Origin of the sequence: Streptomyces sp. IBSNAI002, assembly GCF_052244475.1 — a bacterium.
GTDB lineage: Bacteria > Actinomycetota > Actinomycetes > Streptomycetales > Streptomycetaceae > Streptomyces.
In genome coordinates this window covers 5,612,714-5,639,063 of record NZ_JBQPXG010000002.1, presented here as the reverse complement: position 1 = coordinate 5,639,063, position 26,350 = coordinate 5,612,714, and the positions used below count along the sequence as shown (strand labels likewise).

The following is a 26,350-nucleotide window of genomic DNA, read 5'->3' as shown; positions in this document are numbered from 1 at the left end:
ACCGGCCGGCGGTCAGCCTCCCGGGCTGGGAGCCGTCAGCTTCGCCTCCGCGTCGATCGCCCGCTTCAGCGCCGCCTTGATGTCCTCCTGCGCCTTGCCGAAGGCCGCCCAGTCGCCGGCCTGCCTGGCCTTCTCGGCCTCCTCGATGGCCCGCTGGGCGTCGGCGAGCGCCGCCTTCACCGTCGGGTCCGCCGCGGTCGGCGGCGTCACGGAGCCGTCGCCAGGGGGCTGGACCGGCGGCACGGGCGTGGTCGGGGCCTCGGCCCCGAAGACCACGTTCAGCGCCTTCTCCAGCGTGTCCTCGAAGGCCGTCTGCCCGCCGTAGGTCACCAGCACCTTGCGCAGCAGCGGGTACTTCAGCCCCGAACTGCGCACGTACACCGGCTCCACGTAGAGCATTCCGCCGTCGAGCGGGACCGTGAGCAGGTTTCCGTACTCGACCTCCGAGTCTCCACCGCGCAGCAGGCGGATCGACTCGGCGATCTTCGGTTCGGACTGGAACTTGCTCTGGACCTGCTTGGGGCCGTCGACCGGCTTGCTGGTCGGCAGCTTCAGGACGCTGATCTTGCCGTAGTCCGGGGTGCCCGGATCGGCGTTGACCGACATGAAGGCGCTCAGGTTGTCCCGCTCGTTCGGCGTGAACGTCGTGGTGAGCGAGAAGACCTGGTCCTTCTCCGTCTGGCCCGGCAGCTTCATCGACAGGTAATACGGCGGAACCGCCGTGCCGGCCTTGGTCGTCGGGTCGTCGGGGACGGCCCAGGCCTCACTGCCGCTGAGGAAGGTCTGCGGGTCGGTGACGTGGTAGCGGGTCAGCAGCTCGCGCTGGACCTTGAACAGGTCCTGCGGGTAGCGCAGGTGGTCCATGAGCGGCTTGGAGATGTCGCTCTTGGGCTTCACCGTGCCCGGGAACGCCTTCATCCAGGTCTTCAGGACCGGGTCCTGGGTGTCCCACTGGTACAGGTCGACCGTGCCGTCGTACGCGTCGACGGTGGCCTTCACCGAGTTCCGGATGTAGTTGACCTGGTTCTCCTGCGCCACCACCGCGCGCTGGCTGTTGGTCAGCGAGTCCGCGGTGCTCTGGCCCAGGGTGGTGCGCGAGGCGTACGGGTAGCCGTTGGTGGTCGTGTACGCGTCGACGATCCACTTGACCTTGCCGTCGACGACCGCCGGGTACGGGGCGCCGTCGATGGTCAGCCACGGGGCGACGGCCTCGACGCGCTCCTTGGGCGTGCGGTTGTACAGGATCCGCGAGCCCTCGCCGATGGCCCCCGAGTACAGGATCTGCGGCTCGCTGAAGGTCAGCGCGTACGCCGCCCGGTTGATCGGGTTGTCGAGGCTGACGCCGGACTTCCCGGTGTAGCTCGTCTCCTTCTCGCCCTTGTCGTCCGAGTAGTCGAGCTCCTTCTGCGGCCCGCCGACGATCGAGTACTGCTTCGTCTGCTCGCCGTAGTAGATGCGCTGCTCGAAGTCCGTGCCGAACATCCCCTTGGAGGGCAGGTCGGACTGGGTGAAGTCGGGAGCGCCCTGGTCACCGACGGTGGTGCCCTTGGCCGCGACCACGCCGTAGCCGTGCGTGTACTTGAAGTGGTCGTTGATCCAGTTGTTCTTCGGGATGCCCGCGATGTTCAGCTCGCGCAGCCCGATGACGGTGTCCTGGCCGCTGTACCGGTCCACGGCGAGCGTGGACGGGAAGGCGTAGTAGCCCTTGACCTGCTGGAGCTGCTGGAACGCCGGGGAGACGATGTTCGGGTCGAGCAGGCGGACGCTGGCGGTCGTGTCGGCCGCCTTGCGCAGCTGGTTCTTGTCCGTGCCCGCGGCCGGGACGCCCGGGTAGTCCTTGACTTCGGAGCCGGCGATCCCGTAGGCGTCGCGCGTCGCCTTGATGTTCTTCTGGACGTACGGCGATTCCTTGGCCTGCTCGTTCGGCTGGACCTGGAACTTCTGCACGATCGCCGGGTACAGCCCGCCGATCAGGATCGCCGAGAGCACCATCAGGCCGAAGCCGATGACGGGCAGCTGCCAGGTGCGGCGCCACAGCGTCGCGAAGAACAGCACGGCGCAGATCGCGGCGATGGCGACGAGGATCGTCTTCGCCGGGAGGTACGCGTTCGCGTCGACGTAGCGCAGACCGGTCCAGTTGTCCGCGGCCTTGAAGTCACTGGACTTCACGGCGAGGCCGTACCGGTCGAGCCAGTACGCGATCGCCTTGAGCGTCACGAAGAGGCCGAGCAGCACCGACAGGTGGCCGGTCGCCGCGGCGGTGGCCCGGGCCCCCGGGCTGGTCACGCGCAGTCCGCCGTACAGGTAGTGCACGACGGCCGCGGCGATCACCGACAGCACGACCGCGGCGAAGCCGAAGCCGAGCAGGAAGCGGTACCAGGGCAGGTCGAACGTGTAGAACGACACGTCCAGGTGGAACTCGGGGTCCTTCTGGCCGAAGGGCACCCCGTTCACGAACATCAGCCAGGTCTTCCACTGGCCGGCCGCCGAGGCGCCCGCGATCAGGCCCACCAGTACGGCGATGCCCAGCAGCAGCCACTTCTTGTACGGGGCGACGCTCATCCGGTACCGGTCGAGGCTCTGCTGCTCCATCGACATCGCGCTGAGCGGCGGCCGCAGCCGGTGCGCCAGCCAGATGTTGAACCCGACGGCACCCGCCATCAGCAGGCCGAAGACGGCGAAGAGGCCGATCTTGGTCCACAGGGTGGTGGTGAAGACGGTGGAGTACTTCACGGAGCGGAACCAGAGCCAGTCCGTCCAGAAGCCCGCGAACATGATGAAAAGCATGACCAGGACAGCCAGCACGCCCAAGGTCATGAGGAGAGTGCGGGCTCGCCTGGACGGGCGGCCGACTCTCATCCGTGGCCCCGAAGGGCCTCCGCCGCGGTCCGGCATCTGGAAAGCCAAGGTGCGCACCTCTGAAAGTCTGGGGTCCCCCCGGACGGAGTCCGGGGGAGGGTCTGGTATTCAACGGGGCCCCCGATCGTAGAGCCCACTCATGGAACTTACTGAGGCTTTAGTCAGTTCCCGGTATCCGGTGGAAAGGAGGCAGGATGTTGTCCATGTCCAACCTTTCGCCTTCCCCCGGCACGCCGATGGCGGCCAGCCCGCTGACCCGTGCCTGTCTCGAGATCGACGAGTACGCGGCCGGCCTCGGCTGGGACAAGCCCGCCCGGCTGTTCGCCCTCGTCGACACAGCCCGGCTCAAGAAGCAGGAGCCGCGGCTGGCGAGCCAGCTCGGCCTCGACCAGGACGACGCCGGAAAGTCCTCCCTCACCCCGATCGAGCAGGACGAGGTCCCGGCCGGGACCCCCCTCGACAAGTTCCTCGGCACCATCGCCTGGCCCGACGCCGTCGTCGGCTGCGCGCTGACGGTGGAGCGGCTGATGCTGCCTCCGTCCGCGGAGGCCTCCGTACCGGAGGGGCTGAGCGACAAGCAGCTGGCGAAGTGGGTCGCCGGACACCCGGAGCGGCAGGAGGTCCGGCTGACCGTGGCCGTGCTGCGCGACGGATCGCGGGAGTCGGCCGTACGGCTGCGCGAGAAGGACTCCTCCACCGAGGTGCTCACCGGCGGGGGCCTGGTGCCCGGGCTGGCGGAGGCGCTGGCGGCGACCTTCTCGTAGCCGTCGGGCCGCGCGGGGATCCGTGGGGAGCGGGGGCGGGGGGCCGGGTCAGGGCTTGGCGCTGCACTGCGGCAGCCCGGCCGTGTCCCCCTTGCTGATCTTCTCCAGCGACTTCGTGGCGTCCTCGATGGTGGAGACCTTCACCAGGGTCAGCCCGTCGGGCACGTGGACGGACGCGGCCGCGCAGTTGTCGGCGGGCGTCAGGAAGTACCGGGCGCCGGCCTGGCGGGCGCCGATGGTCTTCATCTGGATGCCGCCGATGGGGCCGACCTTGCCCGTGTCGTCGATGGTGCCGGTGCCCGCGACGAACTTGCCGCCGGTCAGGTCCTCCGGGGTGAGCTTGTCCACGATCCCGAGGGCGAACATCAGGCCGGCGCTGGGGCCGCCGACATCGGCGAGCTTGATGTCGATCGTGAACGGGAAGGTGTGGTCGGTCCCGGCCCGGATGCCGACGATGGCGTGGCCGTCGTCCTCCGCCTTGCCCGCCGTGATGGTGACCTTGGTGGAGCCGGTGGGCTCGCGGTTCGCCTTCGCCGCCTCGGCCGCCTCGTCGGCGGGCACGATGGTGAACTCGACCGGCTCACCGGGCTTGTGCTTGGTGACGAGCTTCGCCACGTCCTCGGGGGCGGTGACGGGGGCGCCGTCCACCGCCTTGATGACGTCACCGGCGTGCAGTTTGCCCTCCGAGGGGCTCGCCTTGACCACGGAGGCGACGATGACGCGGGCGGAGACCGGGATGCCGAGCTGCTTCAGGGCGGCCACCTTGGCGCTCTGCTGCGACTGGCTGAACTCCTCGGCGTTCTCCTGGGAGGACTGCTCCTCCGTCTTGCCGTCCGGGTAGAGGTTCTCGTGCGGCACGACGATGTTGTCGTCGGACAGCCACCCGTACACCGCTTCCAGCAGGTTCATGTCGTAGTCCGCGCCGGTGACGCGGACCGTCGTCATGTTGAGGTGACCGCTGGTGGGGTAGGTCTTGCGCCCCGAGATGTTGAGGACGGGCTCGCCGTGCGAGTCGCCGAGCGTGTTCACCGTGGGACCGGGGCTCATCTCGGAGTACGGGACCTTGATGAACACTCCCGCGCAGAGCAGCGCGAACAGCACGAGGGTGGAAGCGAGCATCGTCGCAGTGCGGCGTGGCATGGATCCGACAGTACGGGACCGCCCTGTCGGGCGGCCGCTGGGGCCGGTCCGTACGGGGGCCGTACGCGGAACTCTCAGGGGATTCTCAGACGGCGTCGGAGCCGGAGTGCGCCTGTGCCCTCGCCTTGGCCTGTTCGGCACTGCCCATGGCCTCGCGGAACCGCGCGTAGCCCGCGAGCTCGGATATGTCGCCTTGCGTGCGGTCGCGTGCCGCCCAGCTGCCCCATATGCCCGCACCGATCGCGGCGAACAGCGGAATCAGCAACCACGCCAGAGACGCCATGGGCCTGCCTCCCTACCCCTGAGTACATGTCGTTGGTGGCTTCAACGCTCATGCCCGGGAGGGGGTTACGCAAATCGAGGGCGTGTTGCGCGGCCGAACGGGTGCGAGGGTACCGCCTTCCGGGGGCAGTTCCACGACCGGGTGTTCAGCAGGCGCCGACCCACTCCTCGGTGCCGTCGGAGAACGTCTGGTGCTTCCAGATCGGGACCTCGTGCTTGAGGTCGTCGATCAGCATCCGGCAGGCCTCGAAGGCCTCGCCGCGGTGCGGGCAGGACACGGCGACGACCACGGCCAGGTCGCCGACGGACAGGTCGCCCACGCGGTGCACGGCGGCCAGGGCGCGGACCGGGTACTTGGCCGTGACCCGCTCGGCGACCCGGCGCATCTCGGCCTCGGCGGTGGGGTGGCAGGAGTAGCCGAGCGAGTCGACGTCCGCCCCGCCGTCGTGGTCGCGCACCGTGCCGACGAAGAGCGTGGTGCCGCCCGTCGCGTCGTCGCCGACGGCCCGGAAGACCTCGTCGATCGAGAGCGGGGTGTCGCGGATCGCGAGCAGCCGGATCGGGTCCTGCGCGGCCTGCTCGCCGGGGTGATCGAAGTGCGGTGCCATGCCTTCATCGTGCCCTAGCCGCTGACGAGGCGAAATAGCTGATTCGCCCGTCCCGGACGCTCCCCCTTGGGAGCCTCCTACAGAAACCCGCTGGTGAGCCCCCGGAAACGGGCCCCGGCGGCGGCGCCGCACCCCCGCGGGAGCCGATCGGTCAGATCCCGCGCCGCTTGCGGGCCCTCCGTACGGCGGCGGCCGCACCCAGCAGCGCCACCGTCGCCCCCGCGGCCCCGGCAGCCGTCGCCGCGTCCTTGCGCCCGAGCCGGCGCCCCGCGACCGTGTGCCGGCCCGCGACCTCCTGCAGGAGCTCGGCCAGCACCTCCTCGTTGGTCCAGCGCGGCCGCCAGCCCGCCGCGTGCAGCCCGCTGACGCTGACCACCCACGGGTGCATCGTGTACGCGAGGTCCCCGGCCGGGGACGGCGTCAGGCCGATGCGGTGCAGCCGGGCCGCGGCCCCCAGGGCGACCGCCGAGGGGAGCTCCATGCGGCGGATGCCGCTGAGCTCCTCCACCTCCTCCTGCTCGAGCCAGCCCTCGCAGCCCACCGCCAGCTCGCCCTCGACCTTCTCCAGGGCCGCGTACTCCAGCGCGCTGACCAGGTCCTCGACGTGGCAGAACTGCCAGGTGGGACGGGACCCGGCGACCACCAGCAGGCGCGGGGACTCGAAGTACCGGGTCAGGGCGGTGTCCGTGCCGCCGACCAGCACCGCGGGGCGGACGACCGTGACGTTCAGGCCCGGGTGCGCGCGCGGCGCCCGCCGCCCGAGGCGTTCGATCTCCAGCAGGTCGCCGACACCGGTCGCCTCGGCGGTGGCCCGCAGCTCGGAGTCCTCGGAGAGCGGGATGTCGTTGTCGGGCAGGGCCCCGTAGACCATCGCCGAGGTGCACAGCACGACCCGGTGGACCCCGGCCGCCGCGGCGGCGGTCAGCACGGTCTGGGTGCCGCGCACGTTGTACGCCGTACGGGCCGCCGGGTCGGTCTCCAGGTCCAGGTCCAGGGCGAGGTGCACGACCACGTCCGCGCCGCGCAGCTTCTCGGCGATGGCGGGGTCCCGTACGTCCAGGACGTGCCACTGGGCGGCCGCGCAGTCCCCGCGCCGCTCGTCGATCGCGACGACCTGCTTGACCTCGTCGGAGGCGGCCAGGCGGGCCACCAGCGCCGCGCCGACGCCCGACGCGGCGCCGGTGACGGCGATCACGGGGCTGCGCCGCGGCAGGCCGGCCTCGTTTCGCGGCTGGCGAACACCGGGAGCGTCCTCGCCGTGCTCGGCGCGGATTTCCGCGTCGTGCGGCGCGCGGCCGTGCTTGTCCGAGCCGTGTTTGCCCAAAGCGTGCGGATCCGGGGAACTCACCAGGCGTCTCCAGCGGTTGTCTTCAGTAGGGACGCGCCGTGACGCGTACCTACCAGGTGACGTCCATCCTGCCGCAGCCCAGGAGTCGGCGGAGCACCGAGCCCCGAAGCGGGTGTGGTGTCTACGCTGGGTGGTGTTGTCGGGACCAATGCCCGCCGGCTCCCGCCGGCGGCCCTACGAGCCGAGGAAACCCGTGAGTGACACCCCATTCGGATTCGGCCTTCCGCCGGAGGAGCCGGAGAACGGCGACGAGGGCAAGAAGAAGGGCGGCCAGGGCGGCCCGAATCCGTTCGGGTTCCCGGGCATGGGCCTGCCGGGCGGCGCCGGCGGCCCGGGCGGTGCGGACAACCCGTTCGCCTCGATGTTCGGTTCGATGAACCCGAACGACCTCGGCGCGGCCTTCCAGCAGCTCGGCCAGATGCTCAGCTACGAGGGCGGTCCCGTGAACTGGGACATGGCCAAGGACATCGCCCGCCAGACCGTCGCGCAGGGCACGGCGGACGGCGTGAAGGACACCAGCGTCGGCGTCGCCGAGAAGTCCGCGGTCGAGGAGGCCGTGCGCCTGGCCGACCACTGGCTGGACGGCGTGACCTCGCTGCCCTCGGGCGCGACCACGGCCGTCGCGTGGAGCCGCGCCGAGTGGGTCGAGGCCACCCTCCCGGTGTGGAAGGAGCTCGTGGACCCGGTCGCCGAGCGGGTCGGCGCCGCCATGGGCGGGGTGCTCCCCGAGGAGATGCAGGCCATGGCGGGCCCGCTGCTCGGGATGATGCGCTCCATGGGCGGGGCCATGTTCGGCCAGCAGATCGGGCAGGCCGTGGGCGTGCTCGCGGGCGAGGTCGTCGGCTCCACCGACATCGGGCTGCCGCTGGGTCCGGCCGGCAAGGCCGCGCTGCTCCCGCTGAACATCGAGAGCTTCGGCAAGGACCTGAGCGTGCCCCTGGACGAGGTGCGGCTGTACCTCGCGCTGCGCGAGGCGGCCCACGCCCGGCTCTTCGCGCACGTGCCGTGGCTGCGCTCGCACCTGTTCGGTGCGGTCGAGGGTTACGCCCGCGGCATCAAGGTCGACACCTCGAAGCTGGAGGACGTGGTCGGGCAGCTGGACCCCTCCAACCCCGAGCAGCTGCAGGAAGCGCTCGCGGGCGGCATGTTCCAGCCGCAGGACACCCCCGAGCAGAAGGCCGCCCTGGCCCGCCTGGAGACGGCGCTCGCGCTGGTCGAGGGCTGGGTCGACGCGGTGGTCCACGAGGCCGCGAAGACCCGGCTGACCTCGGCGGACGCGATGCGCGAGACCATGCGGCGGCGGCGCGCCTCCGGCGGCCCTGCGGAGCAGACCTTCGCGACGCTGATCGGCCTGGAGCTGCGCCCGCGCCGGCTGCGCGACGCCTCGCGGCTGTGGGCCTCGCTCACCGACGCGCGCGGTGTCGACGGCCGCGACGGCCTGTGGGAGCACCCGGACATGCTGCCGACGGCCTCGGACCTGGACGACCCGGACGGCTTCGTGCACCGCGAGCAGCTGGACTTCTCCGAGATCGACAAGATGCTCGGCGAGGCCGCCGAGAAGCGCGACGGGAAGCGCGACGGCAACGGCGACCAGAACGGCGAGCAGAACGGCGACGAGAAGAAGTGAGCCTGCACGAAGACGCGGTCCTCGTCCTGAAGGGCTACGAGGGCCAGCCCGAGCTGCGCGAGACCTACCTGGAGCACCTGGCCGCCCATCCGGACGGGGTCTACAAGCCCTGCCGGGCCGGGCACGTCACGGGCAGCGCGCTGGTGATCGACCCGGAGCGCCGGCGGGTCCTGCTGACCCTGCACAAGAAGCTGGGCATGTGGCTGCAGATGGGCGGCCACTGCGAGCCGGGCGACGCCACCCTCGCCGACGTGGCGCTGCGCGAGGCCCGCGAGGAGTCGGGCATCGCGTCCGGGCTGACGCTGCTGCCCGGCGGCCCGGTGCGCCTGGACCGGCATCCGATCCCGGCGCCCTGCAACTGGCACCTGGACGTGCAGTACGCGGCGCTGGCACCGGCCGGGGCGGAGGCGGAGATCAGCGAGGAGTCGCTGGACCTGCGCTGGTTCCCGTACGAGGAGGTGGCGGCGGTGGCCGACACCTCGGTCGTACGACTGCTGGAGGCGACCCTGGCGCGGCTGTGACACCGGCATGACGAAAGGGGCGGCCCGCTGCGCGGGGCCGCCCCTTCGTCGTGCCTCGGAAGGCTAGTTCCAGGCGTTGTTCTGGTTCTGCGCGTGCGCGCCGTGCTGGCCCATGCCGAACTGGGCGGCGGCGCCCTGTCCGATCTGGGCGTTCTGCGGCGGCAGCACCTCGCTGGGCTGCACCAGGGCGTACCCGGTGCCGAGGAAGCTCAGCTCCCAGCCCTCACCGGTGTTGCCGCGGCGCCGCCAGACGCCGGTGGAGTGCGTCTGGGCCTGCATCTGCACCCGCAGCGAGGTGGACCAGGCGACGATCGCGTCCGCGTCGGCGTTGACGTACTTGTCGGGCGTGACCTGCAGCATCAGGGGCTGCCCGGAGGTCATCAGGGCGACCTTGCCGCGGCCGCTGATGTTGAGCTGGTACTTGCCGGACCCGGAGATTCCGTACTGGCTGTCCACCGCGATGACCTCGGTGTGCAGGGTGGAGTCCAGGGCCAGCACGTAGCTGCTGTCGACGGTGAGCCCGTCCTGGTCGACATCCACGACGTGGACGTACTGCGCCAGGTTGGCGAGGTAGACCGTGCCCTGCCCGGAGCAGCGCATGAGGTCGAGGCCCTCGCCGGTGCGGCGCCGGGCGCCGCGCTGGTTGGCGCTCTGGTACTCGCCGTCGAAATCGATGATCCCCTGGTAGGCGACCATGGCGCCCTTGCGGGCGAGTACGTCGTCGGAGCCGGTCAGCGAGACCCGCAGCAGCTGCGGGTTCTGGACGGTGTACCGGTCCTGGGACTGCGCCTCGGCGTGGGCGAAAAGTGCGCTCTGCATGATGTGTCCGCTCCCCCTCAGCCCCGGGCCCGGAGCCGGTCGGTGCTGTCCTCGCTGGGCTGTACGACGACGATGCCCTGGCCGGAGAAGGCCATCTGGTAGGCCTCCCCGCTGCCCCGGCCGATCATCGAAGAGGCCTTGAAGCTGCGCTTGCCCTTGACCTTGAGATTCGGCGACCAGGCGACGAGCGCGTCCGGGTCGACGTACGTCTCGTCCTCGCCGCGGCCGCAGTCGACGACGATCGGCGTGCCGCGCGAGGTGAGCGCGACCCAGCCGGTGCCGGCGATCGACACGTTGAACAGGCCCTGGCCTGCGAACTTGGCCATGCCCTTGACCCGCTCGACGCCCCACTGGAGGTGGGCGTCGAAGGCGAGCAGGTTGGTGCCGTTGACGGAGAGCGAGTCGTTGTTGAGGTTGATGACGACCACGTCCGCGCCGTAGTCGGCGAGGTAGAGCAGGCCGTCGCCGGTGCACTTCATCAGCGGGGCGCCTTCGCCGGTGAGCCACTGCGAGGCCATCTGGCGCACGGCCGGCGGATTGGGCTCGTACTGGACGAAGCCCTCGTAGGCCACCATCGAGCCGGTGCGGGCGAAGAGGTCCTGGCCGCTCTGCATGGCGACCTTGAGCATGGCCCGGCCGTGGTTCTCCATGCGGGCCGTGACGGGGGTCGGGGCGTAGCCCGCGAGCTGTTGGTTCATTGCGTTCATGTCGGGCTCCCTCAGACCTCGTACGGCTGGACGACGATGAAGTTGCCGGGAGCGCCGCGGAACTGGAGGTTCACGGTCTCCCCGCTGTGGCCGGGGTAGGCGTTGCGCCGGAGCCGGACCTGACTGGAGATGATCACCTGCGAGGCGGCGGACCAGGCCACGATGGCGTTGCTGTCCGCGAAGGTGGTCGGGGTGACGGGCAGGACGACGGGGACGCCGTGCGTCTTGACGATCACCGTGCCGGTGCCCTGGAACTGCATGGTGAACAGGGCGCCGCCGGGGATGCCGTGGCCCTCGATGCGGCGGACCTCGTGCTGGAGCGACTCGTCGAAGGCGAGGACGGCTTCGGCGGAGACGCAGATCCCGTCGCCCTGGAGCTCGATCGCGTGCAGGTGGGCGCCGTTCTCGGCGAGGAAGACCTGGCCGCGGCCGGTGCAGCGCATGAGCTGCATCTCCTGGCCGGTGGCGTTGCCGACGATGCGGCCCGCGAAGCCGGCTCCCTTGTAGCTGAAGTCGACCTTGCCCTGGTAGAGGACCATGCTGCCCTGGCGGGCGAGGACGGCCTGGCCGCCCATCGACAGGTCGACGCGCATGAGCTGCTGGTTCTGCGGGGTCCAGCGGGCGCCCGTGGGGGCTTCCTTGTACGGCTGGAGGGCTGCGGCGAGACCGGCTCCGGCGGCGGCCGGGGCCTGCGGGGCGTAGCCCGGCTGCTGGCCGGGGACCTGTCCGTAGCCGGGCGGCTGGCCCGGGACCTGGCCGTAGCCCGGCTGCTGGCCGTACGGCGCGGGGGCCGCGGCGGGCGGCGGGACCTGGCCGTAGGAGGGCTGCTGGGGCGGTTGCCCGTAGGGCGCGGGGGCCTGCGGGGCGAAGGGCGCGGCCATGGTGGGCGCGCTGTGCTGCGGGTACGCCTGCGGCTGCGGTGCGGGCGCGGGAGCCGGAGCGGGAGCTGCGGCGGGCACGGGTGCGCCGAAGGAGGGCGCGGGGGCCGGGGGCTGCGGGGCCGGAACCTGCGGTGCCGGGGCGCCGAACGACGGGGCCGGGGCCGGGGCGGCCGCCTGCGGCGGCGGGGCGAACCCGGGCGCGGCGCCTGTCTGGGCGGCCGGTGCCTGCTGCTGCGGCTGCTCCTCGGCGACCTCGCCGCCGAAGTTCCTGAGCAGTGCGTCGAGTCCGCCGTCGAAGCCCTGGCCGACGGCGGCGAAGCGCCACACGTCCTTGAGGTAGAAGTCGCCGAGCATCACGGCCCGCTCGGTGGTGAACTCCGAACCGTTGAACGCGTACCGGACGACCTCTTCGCCGCCGGCCACGATCCGGATGTATCCCGGGCCGACCTGGGACATCTGGCCGGCGCCGTCGATGGTGGCGGTGAAGGACAGCTTGTGGATGGACGCCGGCACGCGGTCCAGGGTCACCCGGAAGGATTCCGTGTCACCGGCCTGCGCGCCGAGCTGCTGGATGGACTCCTCGGGCGACTTCGGCTGGTTGAAGAAGACGAAGTAGCGGTCGTCCGACAGCTGTTCGTTCGCGTCGAGGCCGAAGCAGCTGATGTCGAAGGTGAGTCCGGGCCCGGCGATCTGGACACCGATGTACAAATCGGTACCCGCCGTCAGATCACTGATCTTGGCCTTGTGGCCCCGTTGGAATTCCCTTGCCATACGTAACGACCGTCCCCCATCCCGACTGTGAATGCGTGCCGCTCAGGCTAACGGCAACGGCCGACATCCGGCCAAGTCGGTACCGACCCGGTACATATCACCGTGCGTGACGGTCCGGGTGGCGCCGGGCTATTCGTCCCGGGCGGCGGGAACCTTCGGCAGGCGCTCGGCGGCGACGATCCCCTCCAGGTACCCGCGGGCCCGCTCGGTCCGGGGGTAGGCCTCCAGCAGCGCCCAGAAGCGCGGTCCGTGGCCGGGTACGAGCAGGTGCGCCAGCTCGTGCAGGAGCACGTAGTCGACGACGTACTCGGGCATTCCCTGGAGGCGGTGCGAGAGCCGGATGCTGCCCTCGGCCGGGGTGCAGGAGCCCCAGCGGGTGTTCTGGTTGGTGACCCAGCGGACGGAGCGGGGGCGCGCCCGGCCCTCGAAGAACTGCTCGGACAGGCGCTCGGCGCGCTCGGTCAGCTCCGCGTCCCCGAGGGTGCGCTTGCTCTCCTGCGCGGCCAGCTTGTCGAGCATGACGCCCACCCAGCGCTGCTCCTCGGCCTCGGACATCCGGGCAGGGATCAGGACGACCGTACGGTCACCCTCGCGGTAGGCGGATACGGTCCTGCGGCGGCGCGCGCTCCGGCGGACTTCGACGGCGCGCTGCGGTGGGTCGGCGGACACGCCACGACGGTACCCGGAACCCGTCGCGGAAGTCCCGCGCGTCCGGGCTTCGAACGCGATCGATGCGCGGCCGGTATCCCGAACGCACTATTCCTTCATCTCATATGCCTAATAAGCCTTGCCTGTGGACAAATTTCTGCACGGAATGCGGGGGACGGGCACTGTGGCGGAGGAAGGCGCAAGGGGGCGGCGGCAGCACCGAAGCCACCGCACGTGACATCGAGATCGAGGGGGACGGTCATGTATCCGAAGGTGAAGCCCGCGCTGGCGCGGGCGTGGCGGGATCTGCAGACGGTGCAGTTCGGGGTGACCCCGGCCCACGCGGTGGTCCTCGGCCCGGTCGACACGGCGACGGGCGCGTTCATCGACCGGATCGACGGGACGCGGCGGATGGAGCTGCTGCGGGCCGAGGCCGCGGGGATGGGGCTGCCGGAGGGGCAGGCGGACGAGCTGGTCCGGCGGCTGGCGGGGGCCGGGCTGATCGACGACGCCACGGCGGGCGGCCCGCGCGCCCAGGCCGTGCGCGGGCGGCCGGAGGCCCTGGAGCGGCTGGGACCCGACCGGGGTTCCCTCTCCCTGGTCCACCGCGAACCGGGCGGGGACTTGCGGGGCATCGCCGCACGCCGGGCGATACGGGTCCAGGTGCGCGGGAGCGGCCGGGTGGGTGCCTTGATCGCCTCGGTGCTGGCGGGAGCCGGCGTGGGCGGGGTCGAGGTGCTCGACGGCGGCCGGGTCGAGCCGGGGGACGTGGCCCCGGGCGGGCTCGGTCCCGGGAGCGTGGGCCGGCTGCGGGCCGAGGCGGCGGGCGGGCTGGTGCGCGAGTCGGCTCCGGCGCGCACCCCGCGGTCCGGGGAGGGCGGGGGCCCGGAGCCGGGGCTCGCCCTGGTGGTGGTCGCGCCGCGGGACGGGCTTCACGCCTGGGCTCCTGATCCGGACACCGCGGCCGCCTGGGTCGCGGCGGGGATCCCGCACCTGTACGCGGGGGTGCTGGAGGGCACCGGGCTGGTGGGGCCGCTGGTGCTGCCCGGGGCGACCGCGTGCGCCGGGTGCATGGAGCGCGACCGCGTGGACCGGGATCCCGCCTGGCCGAGGATGCTGGTGCAGTGGCGTTCGGCCCACCGCCGGCGGCCCGGCGCCGCCTGCGATCTGGGACTGTCCACGGCGGTGGCCGGGCTGGCCGCGGCCCACGCCCTGTCCTTCCTCGACGGCGAGCTGCCCGCCTCCACCGCGTCCCGCTGGGAGGCCGCCCTGCCGGGGCTGCACTGGGAACACCGTTCCCTCCTGCCCCATCCCGGCTGTCCCTGCGGCGCGGGCACCGGCAGACCGGCGCCCGCGCCGCAGGGGGCCGGGGGTGGATCGGGAGCGGACCCGCCGGGAGGGCCATGACAGGATGCGTGGGTTGGAGGGGTATTCCCGAACCGCCGCTTGCGGCGCAGCTGTCTGGGACATGGAGGGGCGTATGTCTGATCTTCCCCGGAAGGCGGTCACCCGTACCGTCAAGCTGGCCGCGCTGCCGCTCGGCATAGCGGGTCGGGCCACGTGGGGCCTGGGCAAGCGGATCGGCGGCAAGTCGGCGGAGATCGTGGCGCGCGAGCTCCAGCAGCGCACCGCCGAGCAGCTGTTCCGCACGCTCGGGGAGCTGAAGGGCGGTGCCATGAAGTTCGGGCAGGCCCTGTCGGTCTTCGAGTCGGCCCTGCCCGAGGAGGTCGCGGGGCCCTACCGGGCCGCGCTGACCAAGCTCCAGGAGGCGGCCCCGCCGCTGCCCGCGGCCACCGTGCACCAGGTGCTCGCGGACCGGCTGGGCGCGGACTGGCGGGACCTGTTCGAGGAGTTCGAGGACAAGCCGGCCGCGGCGGCCTCGATCGGGCAGGTGCACCGGGCGGTGTGGCACGACGGCCGGCAGGTGGCGGTCAAGGTGCAGTATCCGGGTGCGGGCGAGGCGCTCCTGTCGGACCTGAAGCAGCTGGGCCGGTTCGCGGGCCTGCTGGGCCCGCTGATCCCCGGCATGGAGATCAAGCCGCTGATCAAGGAGCTGCGCGACCGGGTCGCGGAGGAGCTCGACTACGAGCTGGAGGCGGAGGCCCAGCGGACGCACGCGGACGCGTTCGTCGACGACGCCGATGTGGTCGTGCCGGACGTCGTGCACCAGGGCGACCAGGTGCTGGTGACCGAGTGGCTGGAGGGGACGCCGCTGTCGGAGGTGATAGCCGACGGCACGCAGGAGGAGCGCGACCGCGCCGGGCAGCTGCTGGCCCGGTTCCTCTTCTCCGGGCCCGCGCGCACCGGGCTGCTGCACGCGGACCCGCACCCGGGCAACTTCCGGCTCATATCGGGCACGGACGGCCGGATGCGGCTGGGCGTCCTGGACTTCGGCACGGTGGACCGGCTGCCCGGCGGCTGGCCCAAGCCGATCGGCAGGTCGCTGCGGATGACGCTGGACGGTGATGCGGAGGGCGTCTACGGGCACCTGTGCGGCGAGGGTTTCGTGAAGGAGTCCGTGGAACTGGACCCCGACGCGGTGCTGGACTACCTGAAGCCGATCATCGAGCCCGCCGAGGCCGAGGAGTTCACCTTCACCCGCCCGTGGCTGCGCGGTCAGGCGGCGCGGATCGCCGATCCCCGCTCCCCCGCACACCAGTTGGGCCGCCAGATCAACCTGCCGCCCTCGTACCTGCTGATCCACCGGGTGACGCTGAGCACCATCGGGGTGCTGTGCCAGCTGGGCGCGACGGTGCGGCTGCGTGACGAACTGGACACCTGGCTGCCGGGGTTCGCTCCCGGGGAGTGACGGGGGGCGCGGTCGCCGTCACCACCAGGAGGAGTCGAGCCTGCCCTCGATCGACCGGAGATGGGCCCGAGCGCAGTCGACGCAGAAGTACTGTCTGGTCCCGTTCTCCACCGAGCAGGTCCAGGTGATCGGGGCGCCGTCGGGAGACCGGGCGCCGCAGCGCGCGCAGACGACGGGCTGGGTCTCGGGACCCGGCTGGGCGGGGTGGGGAGTCGGCTGGTCCACCTCCAGACGATATCGCCGGACGGGGTGGACAGCCCCTCGCAACGCACCGGGGGACCGGCCCCTTCGGGCCGGTCCCCCGGTCTGTTTCCCTGCTGTGAGCTCATGCCTGTCGGCATGTGCGGTCCTGCCGTGTGCTCTTACTGCATGACGGCCATGGCCAGCGCGCGGCGGGCGCGCAGCGAGACGCGCTCGGCTCGCCGCTGCATGCGGCGGGCGGCGACCAGGCGCAGGGCGTGACGCTCGGCGTCGGCCTCACGCATGCGGTCGTCCATATGGGCACGGGCCAGGGCTTCTGGGATGAGTTGCATTTCGCGGGTCCTGTTCTGACGCGAGGTGATCGCGCCGGTGGTGATGAAGTCTGCGTGGGCGGCGCCGTGGGGCTGCTCGCTCGTGGTGTAGGCGGTCATGAGGGCCTGCTTCAGGGGGTCGTGCGTCAGGGGGCGGTCGATGGTGCCGATGGCGGTCATGCCGCGACAACCGGGTTCTTGCGCGGGCGGCCACGCGGACGCTTCCGGGCGACGACGACACCCTGGACGAAGAGCTCGCCACCCCAGACACCCCAGGGCTCGCGGCGCTCGACCGCTCCGGCGAGGCAGGCCTCGACCAGAGGGCAGGTGCGGCAGAGGGACTTCGCGTACTCGACGTCCGCCGGGGACTCGGCGAAGAAGACCTCGGGGTCGAAGGTGCGGCAGGGGACGGGTACGCCGAGGTTCTCGATGGCGTCGTCGAGCGCGGTGAGCGCGGTGAGCGGGGTCAAGGTGTGGTCCTCCGGGACTGCGGGCGGGGAGATCGTTTGGGTCTGCGGTACGGACGGGGCGTGCGCTTCGAGTTGCACGGTGGTTTCTTCCTCGTCTTGTTCGGCTAGTCGTTCCGGCCGGTCGGCCGGGTTCGGCTGGGCTGTCCTCACACCGACTGGCTCTGCCAGTCCCGGGGCGCCTTCGCTGTGTCGTCCCCGTTCGGGGACAAACAGAAGGGCCGCGGATCCCGGGTGGGGTTCCGCGGCCCTGAAGGCGCCGGCCAGATCATGCGATCAGGCTGGATCACTCCAGGGTTCGAGCCCGCGGAAGGCCCACATCAGGTGGTGCTGCTGCTTCGTCTGCTTCGTCTGGCGCTTGAATCCGGCACTGGCGGCACCGGCTGCGGCGGCGGAGCCATAGGCGCCGTGCGCCTGAGCTTCTGCTGCCAGTACTGCCACCGGTGCCTGGGTCGGTCGCTCATTGCGCTCGCTGACCGGAAGGGTCGCCAGCAGGGTGGGGCCGGCCGCGGGAATCGCGGACAGACCGGTACCCAGGACGGAGACGGAACCGAGCAGGCAGGAAGCGTCGACCGAGCGATCGGTCATTTTGGTGAAGGTCATGAAGCTGGTCACTGGTCTCGCCTCCTCTCGGCGTCTCGGGGACGGGGCCCGGGGGCCTGTCCCATGTGTATTCGGATAAGTACAGCACGGATCCAGGGCTCCGGAGAAGCCACCGTTTCCGTTGCTAAGAACCTATGGGGATTGGCTGGGCATGTGCAAACTATTTTTCCGACGAGTTTCTACGCGTCGTCAGACTCCCCGGCCCCAGGCTCCTGACCTGCACAGATGGCCAGCACGTCGGCTCCGTACCGCTTGAGCTTCCGTCCACCCACGCCGGAGATCATCGACAGCTCGCCGTCCTCGGAGGGCGCGGCCTCCGCGATCGCCATCAGCGTCTTGTCCGTGAAGACGCAGTAGGCGGGCAGGCCCTGCTCCTCCGACTGGACCGCACGCCACTCGCGCAGCCGCTCGTAGAGCCCTTCGTCCATGTCGGACGGACAGTCCTCGCAGCGCATCAGCTTCAGCTCGCCGGCCTCGGTCAGCGTCTTGCCGCAGACCCGGCACAGCGCCGGCCCCCGGCGGCCCCGCTTGCGGGCCACCGCAGGCTCGGCCGCGGCGCCCGGCCCGCTCCCCGGGGCCACGGAGCCCGGCCGCAGGCCGTTCAGGAAGCGGCTGGGGCGTCGGGAGGCCCGGCCGCCCGGAGCGCGGGAGAGCCCCCAGGAGAGGCCCAGGTGCAGCCGGGCCCGGGTGACGCCGACGTAGAGCAGCCGGCGCTCCTCCTCGACCTGCTCGTCGGTCTTGGCGTAGGTGATCGGCATCATGCCGTCGGTGAGGCCGACGAGGAACACGGCGTCCCACTCCAGGCCCTTCGCCGCGTGCAGCGAGGCCAGGGTGACGCCCTGGACGGTCGGGGCGTGCTGGGCGGCCTTGCGCTCCTCCAGCTCGATCGTGAGGTCCGCCAGGTTGGCGCCGGGCCGGCCGCGGGCGAAGTCCTCGGCGAGCCGGACCAGCGCGGCCAGCGACTCCCACTGGTCGCGCACGGCCCCGGAGCCGGCCGGCGGCTCGGCGGTCCAGCCGGTGGAGCTGAGCACGGCGCGGACCTGGGAGCCGAGCTCGACGACGTCGTCGAGCAGCGGGTCGTTCCCGCCGGACCGGGCGGCCCCGCGCAGCGCGAGGATCGCCTTCTGGACCTCCGGCCGCTCGAAGAACCGCTCGGCTCCGCGCAGCTGGTACGGCACCCCGGCGTCGGCGAGGGCCTGCTCGTAGACCTCTGACTGGGCGTTGATCCGGTAGAGCACGGCGATCTCGCCGGCCGGGACGCCCGCCGCGATCAGGTCCCGGATCCGGTGGGCGACGCCCTCGGCCTCGGCCGGCTCGTCCGGGTACTCCGCGTAGACCGGGTCGGGGCCGGTCTCGCGCTGGGAGACCAGCTCGAGGCGGTGCTCGGCGGCGCGGCCCTTGGCCTGGTGCAGGAGGCCGTTGGCGAGGTGGACCACCTGGGGGGTGGAGCGGTAGTCCCGGACCAGCTTGACCACGGTGGCCTGCGGGTAGCGGGTGCGGAAGTTCAGCAGGTGGTCGGGGGTGGCGCCGGTGAAGGAGTAGATCGTCTGGCTGGCGTCGCCGACGACGCAGAGGCTGTCGCGCTCGCCGAGCCACAGGTCCAGCAGCCGTTGCTGGAGGGGGCTGACGTCCTGGTACTCGTCGACGACGAAGTACTGGTACTGGGCGCGGATCTGCTCGGCGATGTCGTGGCGGTCCTGGAGGATGCCGACGGTCAGCAGCAGCACGTCCTCGAAGTCGATCATGCCGCGGTCGCGCTTGAGCTGCTCGTACGTCCCGTAGATCTGGGCGATCTCGGCCAGGTCGCGCGGAGCCTCACGGCCCGCCTTGATCGCGGCCGCCGGATAGTCGGCGGGCACGGTCTGGGTGACCTTGGCCCACTCGATCTCGGCGGTGACGTCGCGCAGCTCGCCGCGGTCGAGGCGGATGCGGCAGCGCGCGCCGGCCTCGGCCACGAACTGGATCTTGCGCTCCAGCAGCCGGGGCACCTCTCCGCCGATCGCCTTGGGCCAGAAGTACTGGAGCTGGCGCAGGGCGGCCGAGTGGAAGGTCCGGGCCTGGACCCCGCCCGCGCCGAGGGCGCGCAGGCGGCCGCGCATCTCCCCCGCGGCCCGGTTGGTGAAGGTGACGGCCAGCACACTGGCCGGCATGAGCTGCCCGGACCGGACCCCGTAGGCGATGCGGTGGGTGATGGCGCGGGTCTTGCCGGTACCGGCGCCGGCCAGCACGCACACCGGCCCGCGCAGGGTCGTCGCGACCTCGCGCTGCTCCGGGTCCAGGCCCAGGAGCACCGCGTCGGCCGGGTCGACGGAAGCGGCGAAGGATGGGGAGTGCGTTGCTGGTGTCACCCCGCCATGCTGCCAGGTCTCGAGGGGCGGCCGTGAAACTTGTCCACAGGCCGCCGGTATCCGTCGTACTTGACGGAAGGGGCCCACGGGAATGGCCGGGCCGCCCCGTACGTTCGACTACTCGGACCACCGAGCCCCCACGAAGGAGAGCGCAGCATGCAGGACACGGGCACCGTCACGATGTACAGCACCACCTGGTGCGGCTACTGCCGCCGGCTGAAGACCCAGCTGGACCGGGAAGGCATCGCGTACAACGAGATCAACATCGAGCTCGACCCGGAGTCCGCGGCGTTCGTGGAGAAGGCCAACGGCGGCAACCAGACGGTTCCCACCGTCCTCGTGAAGTCCCCCAAGGGCAACGAGTCCGTCATGACGAACCCGAGCCTGGCCCAGGTCAAGCAGGCCCTCGCCGTCTGATCCTCCTCCGTACACAGAGCGGCCCCCGCCACGGCGGGGGCCTTCTGCTGTGCGGGGTGCGGGTGCGGGTGCGGGCCCGCGTCAGGTGGTGGGGGCGGGCTTGGGGAGCGGCTTGCCGTACCAGAGCTCCACCAGGCGGGCGGCGATGGAGATGCCTCCGGCCGGGGGGACGACCTCGCCCGATTCGATCGCCGTGCGCAGGTCCTCGCGGGAGAACCAGCGGGCCTCCTCGATCTCCTCGCCGTCCACCGTGATCTCGGAGCTGGTCGCGCGGGCCGTGAAGCCCAGCATCAGGCTGTACGGGAACGGCCAGGGCTGGCTGGCCACGTACTCGACCTCGCCGACTCGGACGCCCGCCTCCTCCCACACCTCGCGGACGACGGACTGCTCGATCGACTCGCCCGGCTCCACGAACCCGGCCAGGGTCGAGAAGCGGCCCTCCGGCCAGTGCACCTGGCGGCCCAGCAGCGCGCGGTCCTGCTCGTCCGTGACCAGCATGATCACGGCCGGGTCGGTGCGCGGGTAGTGCTCCGCGCCGCAGCCCGGGCAGCGGCGGATGTGCCCGGCGGCGGCGACCACGGTGCGCTCGCCGCAGCGGGAGCAGAACCGGTGCATCCGCTGCCAGTTCTCCAGCGCGACCGCGTGCACCATCAGCCCCGCGTCGCGCGGCGGCAGCAGCAGTCCCGCCTCGCGCAGGCCGGCGGCGCGGGCCGACTGGTCCATGCGGCCCGGCAGCGCGTCCTTCTGCAGCGCGAAGTACCGTACGCCGTCCTCGTCGGTCCCCAGGAAGTAGCGGTGCGTCTCGGTGACCGGAGCCTCGAAGGCCGGGGTCATGACGATGCCCGTGCCCCCGTCGGGGGTGTCGTCGATCAGGACCTGGCCGCCGGAGACGACGAAGACGCGGGTCGTCGGGTGGCTCCAGGCGGCGGCCAGCCAGGCCTCGTCGAGGCGGTGGTGCGCGGCACGGTCGATTCCGCTGGGCGCGGTCAGCGAGATCGGGCGCTCGGTCGGGATCGGGCGCTCGGTATGGATGCTCACGGGTACTTCCAACTCCCCCGGTGGTGGGACAGGCAGGTGGGCGTCAGGCGGGTGTGCGGTGGGACGCGGCCAGATCGCCCCAGAGGTAGGCGGCCGTCTCGACGCCCTTGAGGAGGAGGTCCAGCTCGACCTTCTCGTTCGGCGAGTGCCAGCCGTCGGACGGCACCGAGATGCCGAGGAACAGGACGGGCGCGCCCAGGACGTCCTGGAGGTCGGCCGCGGGTCCCGAGCCGCCCTCGCGGGTGAAGCGGATCTTCTGGCCGAAGGCACGGCCCATGGCCCGTACGACCGACCGCAGCGCCGGGTGGTCCAGCGGGGTCAGGCAGGGGCGGGTCGGCGCGCCGAAGGTGATGGAGTGCCGGATCCCGGCCGGGACGCGTGCCGCGACCCAGTCCCTGACGGCGGCCTCGACCTCGTACGGGTCCTGCCCCGACACCAGGCGGAAGGAGAGCTTCAGGTGGGCGGAGGCGGGCACGATCGTCTTGCCGCCGGGGCCCTGGTATCCGCCGCCGATGCCGTTGACCTCGGCCGTCGGGCGGGCCCAGACGCGCTCCAGGGTGGAGTACCCGGCCTCACCGGCGGCCGCGTGGGACTTGGCCGTACGGAGCCACTCGGACTCGTCGAAGGGCAGCTCGGCGATGAGCGCCCGCTCGGTGTCGGTGAGCTCGGCGATGTTGTCGTAGAAGCCGGGGACGGTGACGCGGCCCTCGTCGTCGTGCAGGGCCGCGACGAGGCGGGCGGCGGCGGTGGCCGGGTTGGGCACGGCCCCGCCGAAGGCTCCGGAGTGGATGTCCTGGTCCGGCCCGTGGAAGTCGATCTCGCAGTCGGCGACGCCGCGCATGCCGGTGCAGACGGTGGGGGTGGTCTCGGACCACATGCCGGTGTCGGAGACGATCACGACGTCGGCGGCGAGCTCGGCGGCGCGGGCCTCGACGAGGTCGCGGAAGTGGATCGAGCCGGACTCCTCCTCGCCCTCGACGATCAGCTTGAGGTGCACGGCGGGGGCGGCGGCGCCGGTGGCCGCGAGGTGCGCCCGTACGCCCAGGGTGTGGAAGAAGACCTGCCCCTTGTCGTCCGCGGCGCCGCGCGCGTACATGCGGCCGCCTCGCACCACCGGCTCGAAGGGGTCGGTGTGCCAGCCGTCGGCGAGGGCGGCGGGCTGCACGTCGTGGTGCCCGTACACGAGGACGGTGGGGGCGTCCGGGTCCTCGCTCGGCCAGTGCGCGAACACGGCCGGGGCGCCGGGGGTCTCCCAGACCTCGGTGACCGGGAAGCCGGTCTCCTTGAGCTTCGCCGCGAGCCATTCGGCGCTGCGGCGGACGTCGCCCGCGTGCTCGGGCTGCGCCGAGACGGAGGGGATGCGCAGCCACTCGGCGAGGTCGTCGAGGAAGGCGGCGCGGTGGGTCTCGATGTACGTGCGGACGACGCTGTCCGGCGGGGTGTCGCTCATGACCCCGAGCCTAGCCGTCCGCCTGATGGTCACCGTCGGTGTCCGATTTGCCTTGGAGGATCCGCTCAAGACGGGCCCGGTCGGGGAGGTTCCGGGGGCGGATCACGCGGCCGCTGCGGACGTGCAGGAAGGCCGCGGTGACCTGGTCGAGCGGGGTGCCGGTGGCTTCCGCCCAGGCCAGGCGGTAGACGGCGAGCTGGAGGGGGTCGGCCTCGGTGGTGCGGCCGGTCTTCCAGTCGACGATCTCGTAGCCGGTGTCCGTGCGGTAGACGGCGTCGATCCGGCCGCGGATGACGCGTCCGGCGAGGGTGAGCTGGACCGGGGCCTCCATGCGGTGGGGCGGCCGGTCCGCGTACTCGCTCCGCTCGAAGGCGGCCTTGAGGGAGTCGAGGTCGGCCTCGTCGGCGACCTCCTGGTCGGAGCCGGGCAGCTCGGTGACGGGGTCGAGCACGTCGAGGAGCGGGAGCGGGAGCTCGTCGAATCGGGACTCGACCCAGGCGTGGAAGCGGGTGCCCTGGCGGGCGGCGGGCTGCGGGGGCTTGGGCATGGGGCGGGCGAGGTCGCGGGCGAAGCCCTCCTCGTCGGCCGCGAGCCGGAGCAGCTGGCTGGCGGACAGGGCTGCGGGGAGCTCGACGTCGCGCACGGCCGCGCGGGCGCGGCGGAGCTCGCCCTCCAGGGCGTCGAGGTCCCGGTCCCAGGAGGCGACGGCCCGCGCCTCCTCGGGCACGAGCGGCACCGCGGAGTCCGCGGAGTCCGCGGAGCGGGCCTCGGCGGGATCGAACGGTTCGCGGGGGCGGGCCTCGGCGGGGTGGAGCTCGGCGGGATCGAACGGGCCACCCGCGCGGGCCTCGGCAGGCGCGAGCGGGCCGCCCGAGCCGGGCTCCGCAAGGGCGAGCGGGACGTGGGCGTCGGGCTCCGCGGGGGCGAGCGGGGCGTGCGCGTCGGGCTCCGCAGGGGCGAGCGGGGCGTGCGCGTCGGGTTCCGCGGGGTCTTCGGCGTACGGCTCCGGGTCCTCCGGGGGCGGCCACGGGGCGTCGTCCGGCCAGGGTTCGTCCTCGTAGGGCGGCGGTTCCTCGCAGTCCGGGGGCCAGAGGTAGGGGTCCTCCGCGGCGGCGCCGGAGTCCTGCACGGGGGCGGGCGGGGCCGCCAGGTAGGACTGCACCAGGGCCGCCGCCGAGCGGCGCAGGGCCAGGGAGCCCGGGTCCAGGGGCAGCGGCCAGGAGTGGTCCTGGGCGGCTTCGGCGGACAGGGCCGGATTCTCCGCGTCCGGGGCCGGCTCCTCCGCCCAGGCCTCGATCTCGCCCGCGCCGGCGGCGCAGTGCTCGTACAGCGCGGTCAGGAAGGCGGACGGGCCGCGGCGCTTCTTCTGGCTCGGGCCCCACCAGTGGCCCGAGGCAAGCAGGAGGGAGCGGGGGCGGGTGAAGGTCACGTAGCCGAGGCGGAGTTCCTCCACGGACTTGTGGTCCTTCAGGGCCGTCTTGAAGGACTTCAGCCCGGCCGAGGTCCAGGCCGGGTCGGTCGGCAGGGTGGGCGCGTCACCGCGCAGCGCGTACGGCAGCACCTTCGCGTACGAGGTCCAGGCCTCCGGCGCCCGCTCCTTCGGGAAGGCCCCGGCGGACAGGTCGGGGACGACGACCACGTCCCACTCCAGGCCCTTGGACTTGTGCGCGGTGAGCACCTTCACCGTGTTCTCCCCGCCCGGCAGGGCGTGGTCCAGGCCCTTCTCGTACTGGGCCGCCGTCCGCAGGAAGGCGAGGAAGGCCAGCAGGGTCGCCTCGCCGTCGAGGGCGGCGAAGCCCGCGGCCACGTCCATGAAGTTCGACAGGGTCTCCCGGCGGCGGGCCGCCAGCGCGTGCGGAGAGGCCGAGAGCTCCACCTCCAGGCCCGTCGCCGACAGCACCCGGTGCAGGACGTCCATCAGGGGGTCGGCGAGGGACCGCCGCAGGTCGCGCAGCTCCTGCGCGAGGTGCGCGAAGCGCACCCGGGCCTCGGCGGAGAAGGGCAGCCCGTCATCGGACCGGCCCGCCCCGTCCAGGAACGTCTCCAGCGCGTCGGCCAGCGACACGATCTCCGCCGGGTCCACGCCCTCGACGGCCGCAGCGAGCCGTTCGTCCGCGTCCGGCCCGTCCCCCGCGTCCGGGCCGGACGGCGAACGGCCCACGAGCAGCCGCGCCCGGCGGCCGAGCAGGGCCAGGTCGCGGGCGCCGATCCGCCAGCGCGGGCCGATGAGCAGCCGGACCAGGGAGGCGTTGGCGCCCGGGTCCTGGAGGACCTCGCAGACGGCGACGAGGTCCGCCACCTCCGGCAGGTGCAGGAGCCCGGACAGTCCGACGACCTCCACCGGCACGTCCCGGGCCACCAGGACGGCCTGGATCCGCGCGAAGTCCCCGGCGGACCGGCACAGCACGGCGATCTCCCCGGGCTCGGTCCCGGTGCGGACCAGGTGCGCGACGGAGTCCCCGAGCCACTCCAGTTCCTCGGCGTGGGTCTCCAGCAGGGCGCACCGTACGGAACCCGCGCGCTCGGCGCCGGGCGCGGGGCGCAGCGCCTCCACCCCCTCGTGCATGGCGCGCAGCGGTCCGGCGAGCCCGTTGGCCAGGTCGAGCAGGCGGCCGCCGCTGCGCCGGTTCTCGCTGAGCGAGAGCCGGGCGGCGGGGGCCCCGTCGGCCTGCGGGAAGTGCTCCGGGAAGTCGTCGAGGTTGGCCACGGAGGCGCCGCGCCAGCCGTAGATGGCCTGGCAGGGGTCGCCGACGGCCGTCACCGCGTGCCCGGTGCCTCCTCCGAACAGCCCGGACAGCAGCAGCCGCTGCGCGACGGACGTGTCCTGGTACTCGTCGAGCAGGACCACCCGGAACTCCTCGCGCAGCAGCGCCCCGACCTCGGGCCGGGTGGTGGCGAGCTGCGCGGAGAGGGCTATCTGGTCGCTGAAGTCGAAGAGGTCGCGGGAGCGTTTGGCGGAGCGGTAGCGGGCGACGAGCTCCAGCAGCTCGAGGCGGCCGCGCACGGCCTCGGGGACCTTGCGCAGGTCGTCGTTGGTGAGGTTGGTGTCGGCGAGCGTGCCCAGCAGCTCCGTGTCGTACGTGCGCAGGCGCGCCGGCTCGACCAGGTGCTCGGAGAGCTCCGCGTCGAGCGCGAGCAGGTCGCCGACCAGGTCGGGGAGGGACTTGGTGAGCGAGGGGTAGGGGCCGGGGGCCTCGCGCAGCACCTTGGCGGCGAGCTGGAAGCGGGTCGCGTCGGCGAGGAGGCGGGAGCTGGGCTCCAGGCCGATGCGCAGGCCGTGGTCCTTCAGGAGCTGCCCGGCGAAGGCGTGGTACGTGGAGATGCGGGGCTCGCCGCCGGCCGCGTCGGGGGAAGGGTCCGGGTCGGTGATGCCGGCCCGGGCGAGGGCCGTGCGCACGCGCTCGGACAGCTCGCCGGCGGCCTTGTTGGTGAAGGTCAGGCCGAGGACCTGCTCGGGCGCGACCGCGCCGGTGCCGACCAGCCAGACCACGCGGGCGGCCATGACGGTGGTCTTGCCGGATCCCGCGCCCGCGACGATCACCTGGGGGGCGGGCGGTGCGGTGACGCAGGCCAGCTGTTCGGGCGTGAAGGGGATGCCGAGGAGCTCTTTGAGCTGCTCGGGGTCGGTGAGGACGGACGGACGCGCGGACACCTCAAAAGGCTAGCCGCCCCCACCGACACTCCCGTCCGGCCGCCCCGCTCACCGGGAGCGGGAGGGTCGGGAACAGGGG

General features: G+C 72.4%; 23 protein-coding genes. 6 read left to right on the top strand and 17 right to left on the bottom strand.

Annotated features, from left to right (window positions below):
• Nucleotides 1-12: 12 nt before the first annotated feature.
• Nucleotides 13-2,895, bottom strand: coding sequence for a UPF0182 family membrane protein (locus ACTVZO_RS27315; protein WP_443303281.1), 2,883 nt, complete (start codon nt 2,893-2,895; stop codon nt 13-15).
• Between the two features lie 158 nt (nt 2,896-3,053).
• Here ACTVZO_RS27315 and ACTVZO_RS27310 point away from each other — a divergent pair, with 158 nt between their 5' ends.
• Complete coding sequence (locus ACTVZO_RS27310) at nt 3,054-3,623, top strand: PPA1309 family protein (protein WP_443300874.1); 570 nt, start codon at nt 3,054-3,056, stop codon at nt 3,621-3,623.
• A gap of 48 nt (nt 3,624-3,671) precedes the next feature.
• Here the strand turns inward: ACTVZO_RS27310 and ACTVZO_RS27305 are convergent, their stop codons facing one another.
• The 4 genes from ACTVZO_RS27305 to ACTVZO_RS27290 form a co-directional block, all read right to left on the bottom strand.
• Nucleotides 3,672-4,763, bottom strand: coding sequence for a YlbL family protein (locus tag ACTVZO_RS27305; RefSeq protein ID WP_443300873.1), 1,092 nt, complete (start codon nt 4,761-4,763; stop codon nt 3,672-3,674).
• Nucleotides 4,764-4,848: 85 nt separating this feature from the next.
• The gene (locus ACTVZO_RS27300) at nt 4,849-5,046 is read right to left on the bottom strand and encodes a hypothetical protein (RefSeq protein WP_443300872.1); all 198 of its coding nucleotides are present in this window, start codon (nt 5,044-5,046) and stop codon (nt 4,849-4,851) included.
• A gap of 145 nt (nt 5,047-5,191) precedes the next feature.
• Nucleotides 5,192-5,653, bottom strand: a complete 462-nt coding sequence (locus ACTVZO_RS27295; RefSeq protein ID WP_443300871.1) for a molybdenum cofactor biosynthesis protein MoaE — start codon at nt 5,651-5,653, stop codon at nt 5,192-5,194.
• Nucleotides 5,654-5,804: 151 nt separating this feature from the next.
• Complete coding sequence (locus tag ACTVZO_RS27290; RefSeq protein WP_384229153.1) at nt 5,805-6,866, bottom strand: SDR family oxidoreductase; 1,062 nt, start codon at nt 6,864-6,866, stop codon at nt 5,805-5,807.
• Nucleotides 6,867-7,194: 328 nt separating this feature from the next.
• On the opposite strand from ACTVZO_RS27290, the gene ACTVZO_RS27285 reads away from it, so the two are divergent.
• Entirely contained in the window at nt 7,195-8,628 is a 1,434-nt protein-coding gene (locus ACTVZO_RS27285; RefSeq protein WP_443300870.1) for a zinc-dependent metalloprotease, read from the top strand.
• A complete protein-coding gene (locus tag ACTVZO_RS27280; protein ID WP_443300869.1) occupies nt 8,625-9,149 on the top strand; it encodes an NUDIX hydrolase in 525 nt (174 codons plus the stop codon). The genes ACTVZO_RS27285 and ACTVZO_RS27280 overlap by 4 nt, the downstream gene beginning before the upstream one ends.
• Nucleotides 9,150-9,212: 63 nt before the next feature.
• Here ACTVZO_RS27280 and ACTVZO_RS27275 read toward each other — a convergent pair whose 3' ends face one another.
• From ACTVZO_RS27275 to ACTVZO_RS27260, 4 genes are all read right to left on the bottom strand, one after another.
• Nucleotides 9,213-9,968 carry an AIM24 family protein gene (locus ACTVZO_RS27275; protein ID WP_384229115.1) on the bottom strand — a complete coding sequence of 252 codons (756 nt, stop codon included), beginning with the start codon at nt 9,966-9,968 and terminating at the stop codon, nt 9,213-9,215.
• 17 nt (nt 9,969-9,985) lie between these two features.
• Complete coding sequence (locus ACTVZO_RS27270) at nt 9,986-10,666, bottom strand: AIM24 family protein (RefSeq protein WP_443303280.1); 681 nt, start codon at nt 10,664-10,666, stop codon at nt 9,986-9,988.
• A 20-nt stretch (nt 10,667-10,686) separates the two neighbouring features.
• Nucleotides 10,687-12,327, bottom strand: a complete 1,641-nt coding sequence (locus tag ACTVZO_RS27265; RefSeq protein ID WP_443300868.1) for a TerD family protein — start codon at nt 12,325-12,327, stop codon at nt 10,687-10,689.
• 129 nt (nt 12,328-12,456) lie between these two features.
• Nucleotides 12,457-12,996 carry a M48 metallopeptidase family protein gene (locus ACTVZO_RS27260; protein WP_384229122.1) on the bottom strand — a complete coding sequence of 180 codons (540 nt, stop codon included), beginning with the start codon at nt 12,994-12,996 and terminating at the stop codon, nt 12,457-12,459.
• Between the two features lie 240 nt (nt 12,997-13,236).
• Between ACTVZO_RS27260 and ACTVZO_RS27255 the strand changes: the two genes are divergently transcribed.
• On the top strand, nt 13,237-14,382 hold the full coding sequence (locus ACTVZO_RS27255) for a TOMM precursor leader peptide-binding protein (RefSeq protein ID WP_443300867.1): 1,146 nt from the start codon (nt 13,237-13,239) through the stop codon (nt 14,380-14,382).
• A gap of 73 nt (nt 14,383-14,455) precedes the next feature.
• Nucleotides 14,456-15,784: an ABC1 kinase family protein gene (locus ACTVZO_RS27250; RefSeq protein WP_443300866.1), complete on the top strand. Its 1,329-nt coding sequence runs from the start codon at nt 14,456-14,458 to the stop codon at nt 15,782-15,784.
• An 18-nt stretch (nt 15,785-15,802) separates the two neighbouring features.
• Here ACTVZO_RS27250 and ACTVZO_RS27245 read toward each other — a convergent pair whose 3' ends face one another.
• From ACTVZO_RS27245 to ACTVZO_RS27225, 5 genes are all read right to left on the bottom strand, one after another.
• On the bottom strand, nt 15,803-16,009 hold the full coding sequence (locus ACTVZO_RS27245; RefSeq protein ID WP_443300865.1) for a hypothetical protein: 207 nt from the start codon (nt 16,007-16,009) through the stop codon (nt 15,803-15,805).
• Between the two features lie 137 nt (nt 16,010-16,146).
• Nucleotides 16,147-16,476 carry a hypothetical protein gene (locus tag ACTVZO_RS27240; RefSeq protein ID WP_443300864.1) on the bottom strand — a complete coding sequence of 110 codons (330 nt, stop codon included), beginning with the start codon at nt 16,474-16,476 and terminating at the stop codon, nt 16,147-16,149.
• On the bottom strand, nt 16,473-16,844 hold the full coding sequence (locus ACTVZO_RS27235; protein WP_384229134.1) for a WhiB family transcriptional regulator: 372 nt from the start codon (nt 16,842-16,844) through the stop codon (nt 16,473-16,475). The genes ACTVZO_RS27240 and ACTVZO_RS27235 overlap by 4 nt, the downstream gene beginning before the upstream one ends.
• Nucleotides 16,845-17,039: 195 nt before the next feature.
• Nucleotides 17,040-17,366 (bottom strand): hypothetical protein, encoded by a 327-nt coding sequence (locus tag ACTVZO_RS27230; RefSeq protein ID WP_443303279.1) that lies wholly within the window; start codon nt 17,364-17,366, stop codon nt 17,040-17,042.
• 179 nt (nt 17,367-17,545) lie between these two features.
• Nucleotides 17,546-19,714 (bottom strand): ATP-dependent DNA helicase UvrD2, encoded by a 2,169-nt coding sequence (locus tag ACTVZO_RS27225; RefSeq protein ID WP_443300863.1) that lies wholly within the window; start codon nt 19,712-19,714, stop codon nt 17,546-17,548.
• A 156-nt stretch (nt 19,715-19,870) separates the two neighbouring features.
• On the opposite strand from ACTVZO_RS27225, the gene ACTVZO_RS27220 reads away from it, so the two are divergent.
• Entirely contained in the window at nt 19,871-20,131 is a 261-nt protein-coding gene (locus tag ACTVZO_RS27220; RefSeq protein ID WP_443300862.1) for a mycoredoxin, read from the top strand.
• Nucleotides 20,132-20,212: 81 nt separating this feature from the next.
• On the opposite strand, the gene nudC is transcribed toward ACTVZO_RS27220, so the two are convergent.
• The 3 genes from nudC to ACTVZO_RS27205 are packed head-to-tail and all read right to left on the bottom strand — an operon-like array spanning nt 20,213 to nt 26,271.
• Nucleotides 20,213-21,163, bottom strand: a complete 951-nt coding sequence (gene nudC, locus ACTVZO_RS27215; protein WP_443303278.1) for an NAD(+) diphosphatase — start codon at nt 21,161-21,163, stop codon at nt 20,213-20,215.
• Between the two features lie 49 nt (nt 21,164-21,212).
• Nucleotides 21,213-22,619: a dipeptidase gene (locus ACTVZO_RS27210; RefSeq protein WP_443300861.1), complete on the bottom strand. Its 1,407-nt coding sequence runs from the start codon at nt 22,617-22,619 to the stop codon at nt 21,213-21,215.
• A 10-nt stretch (nt 22,620-22,629) separates the two neighbouring features.
• Nucleotides 22,630-26,271: a UvrD-helicase domain-containing protein gene (locus ACTVZO_RS27205; RefSeq protein ID WP_443300860.1), complete on the bottom strand. Its 3,642-nt coding sequence runs from the start codon at nt 26,269-26,271 to the stop codon at nt 22,630-22,632.
• Nucleotides 26,272-26,350: the final 79 nt, after the last annotated feature.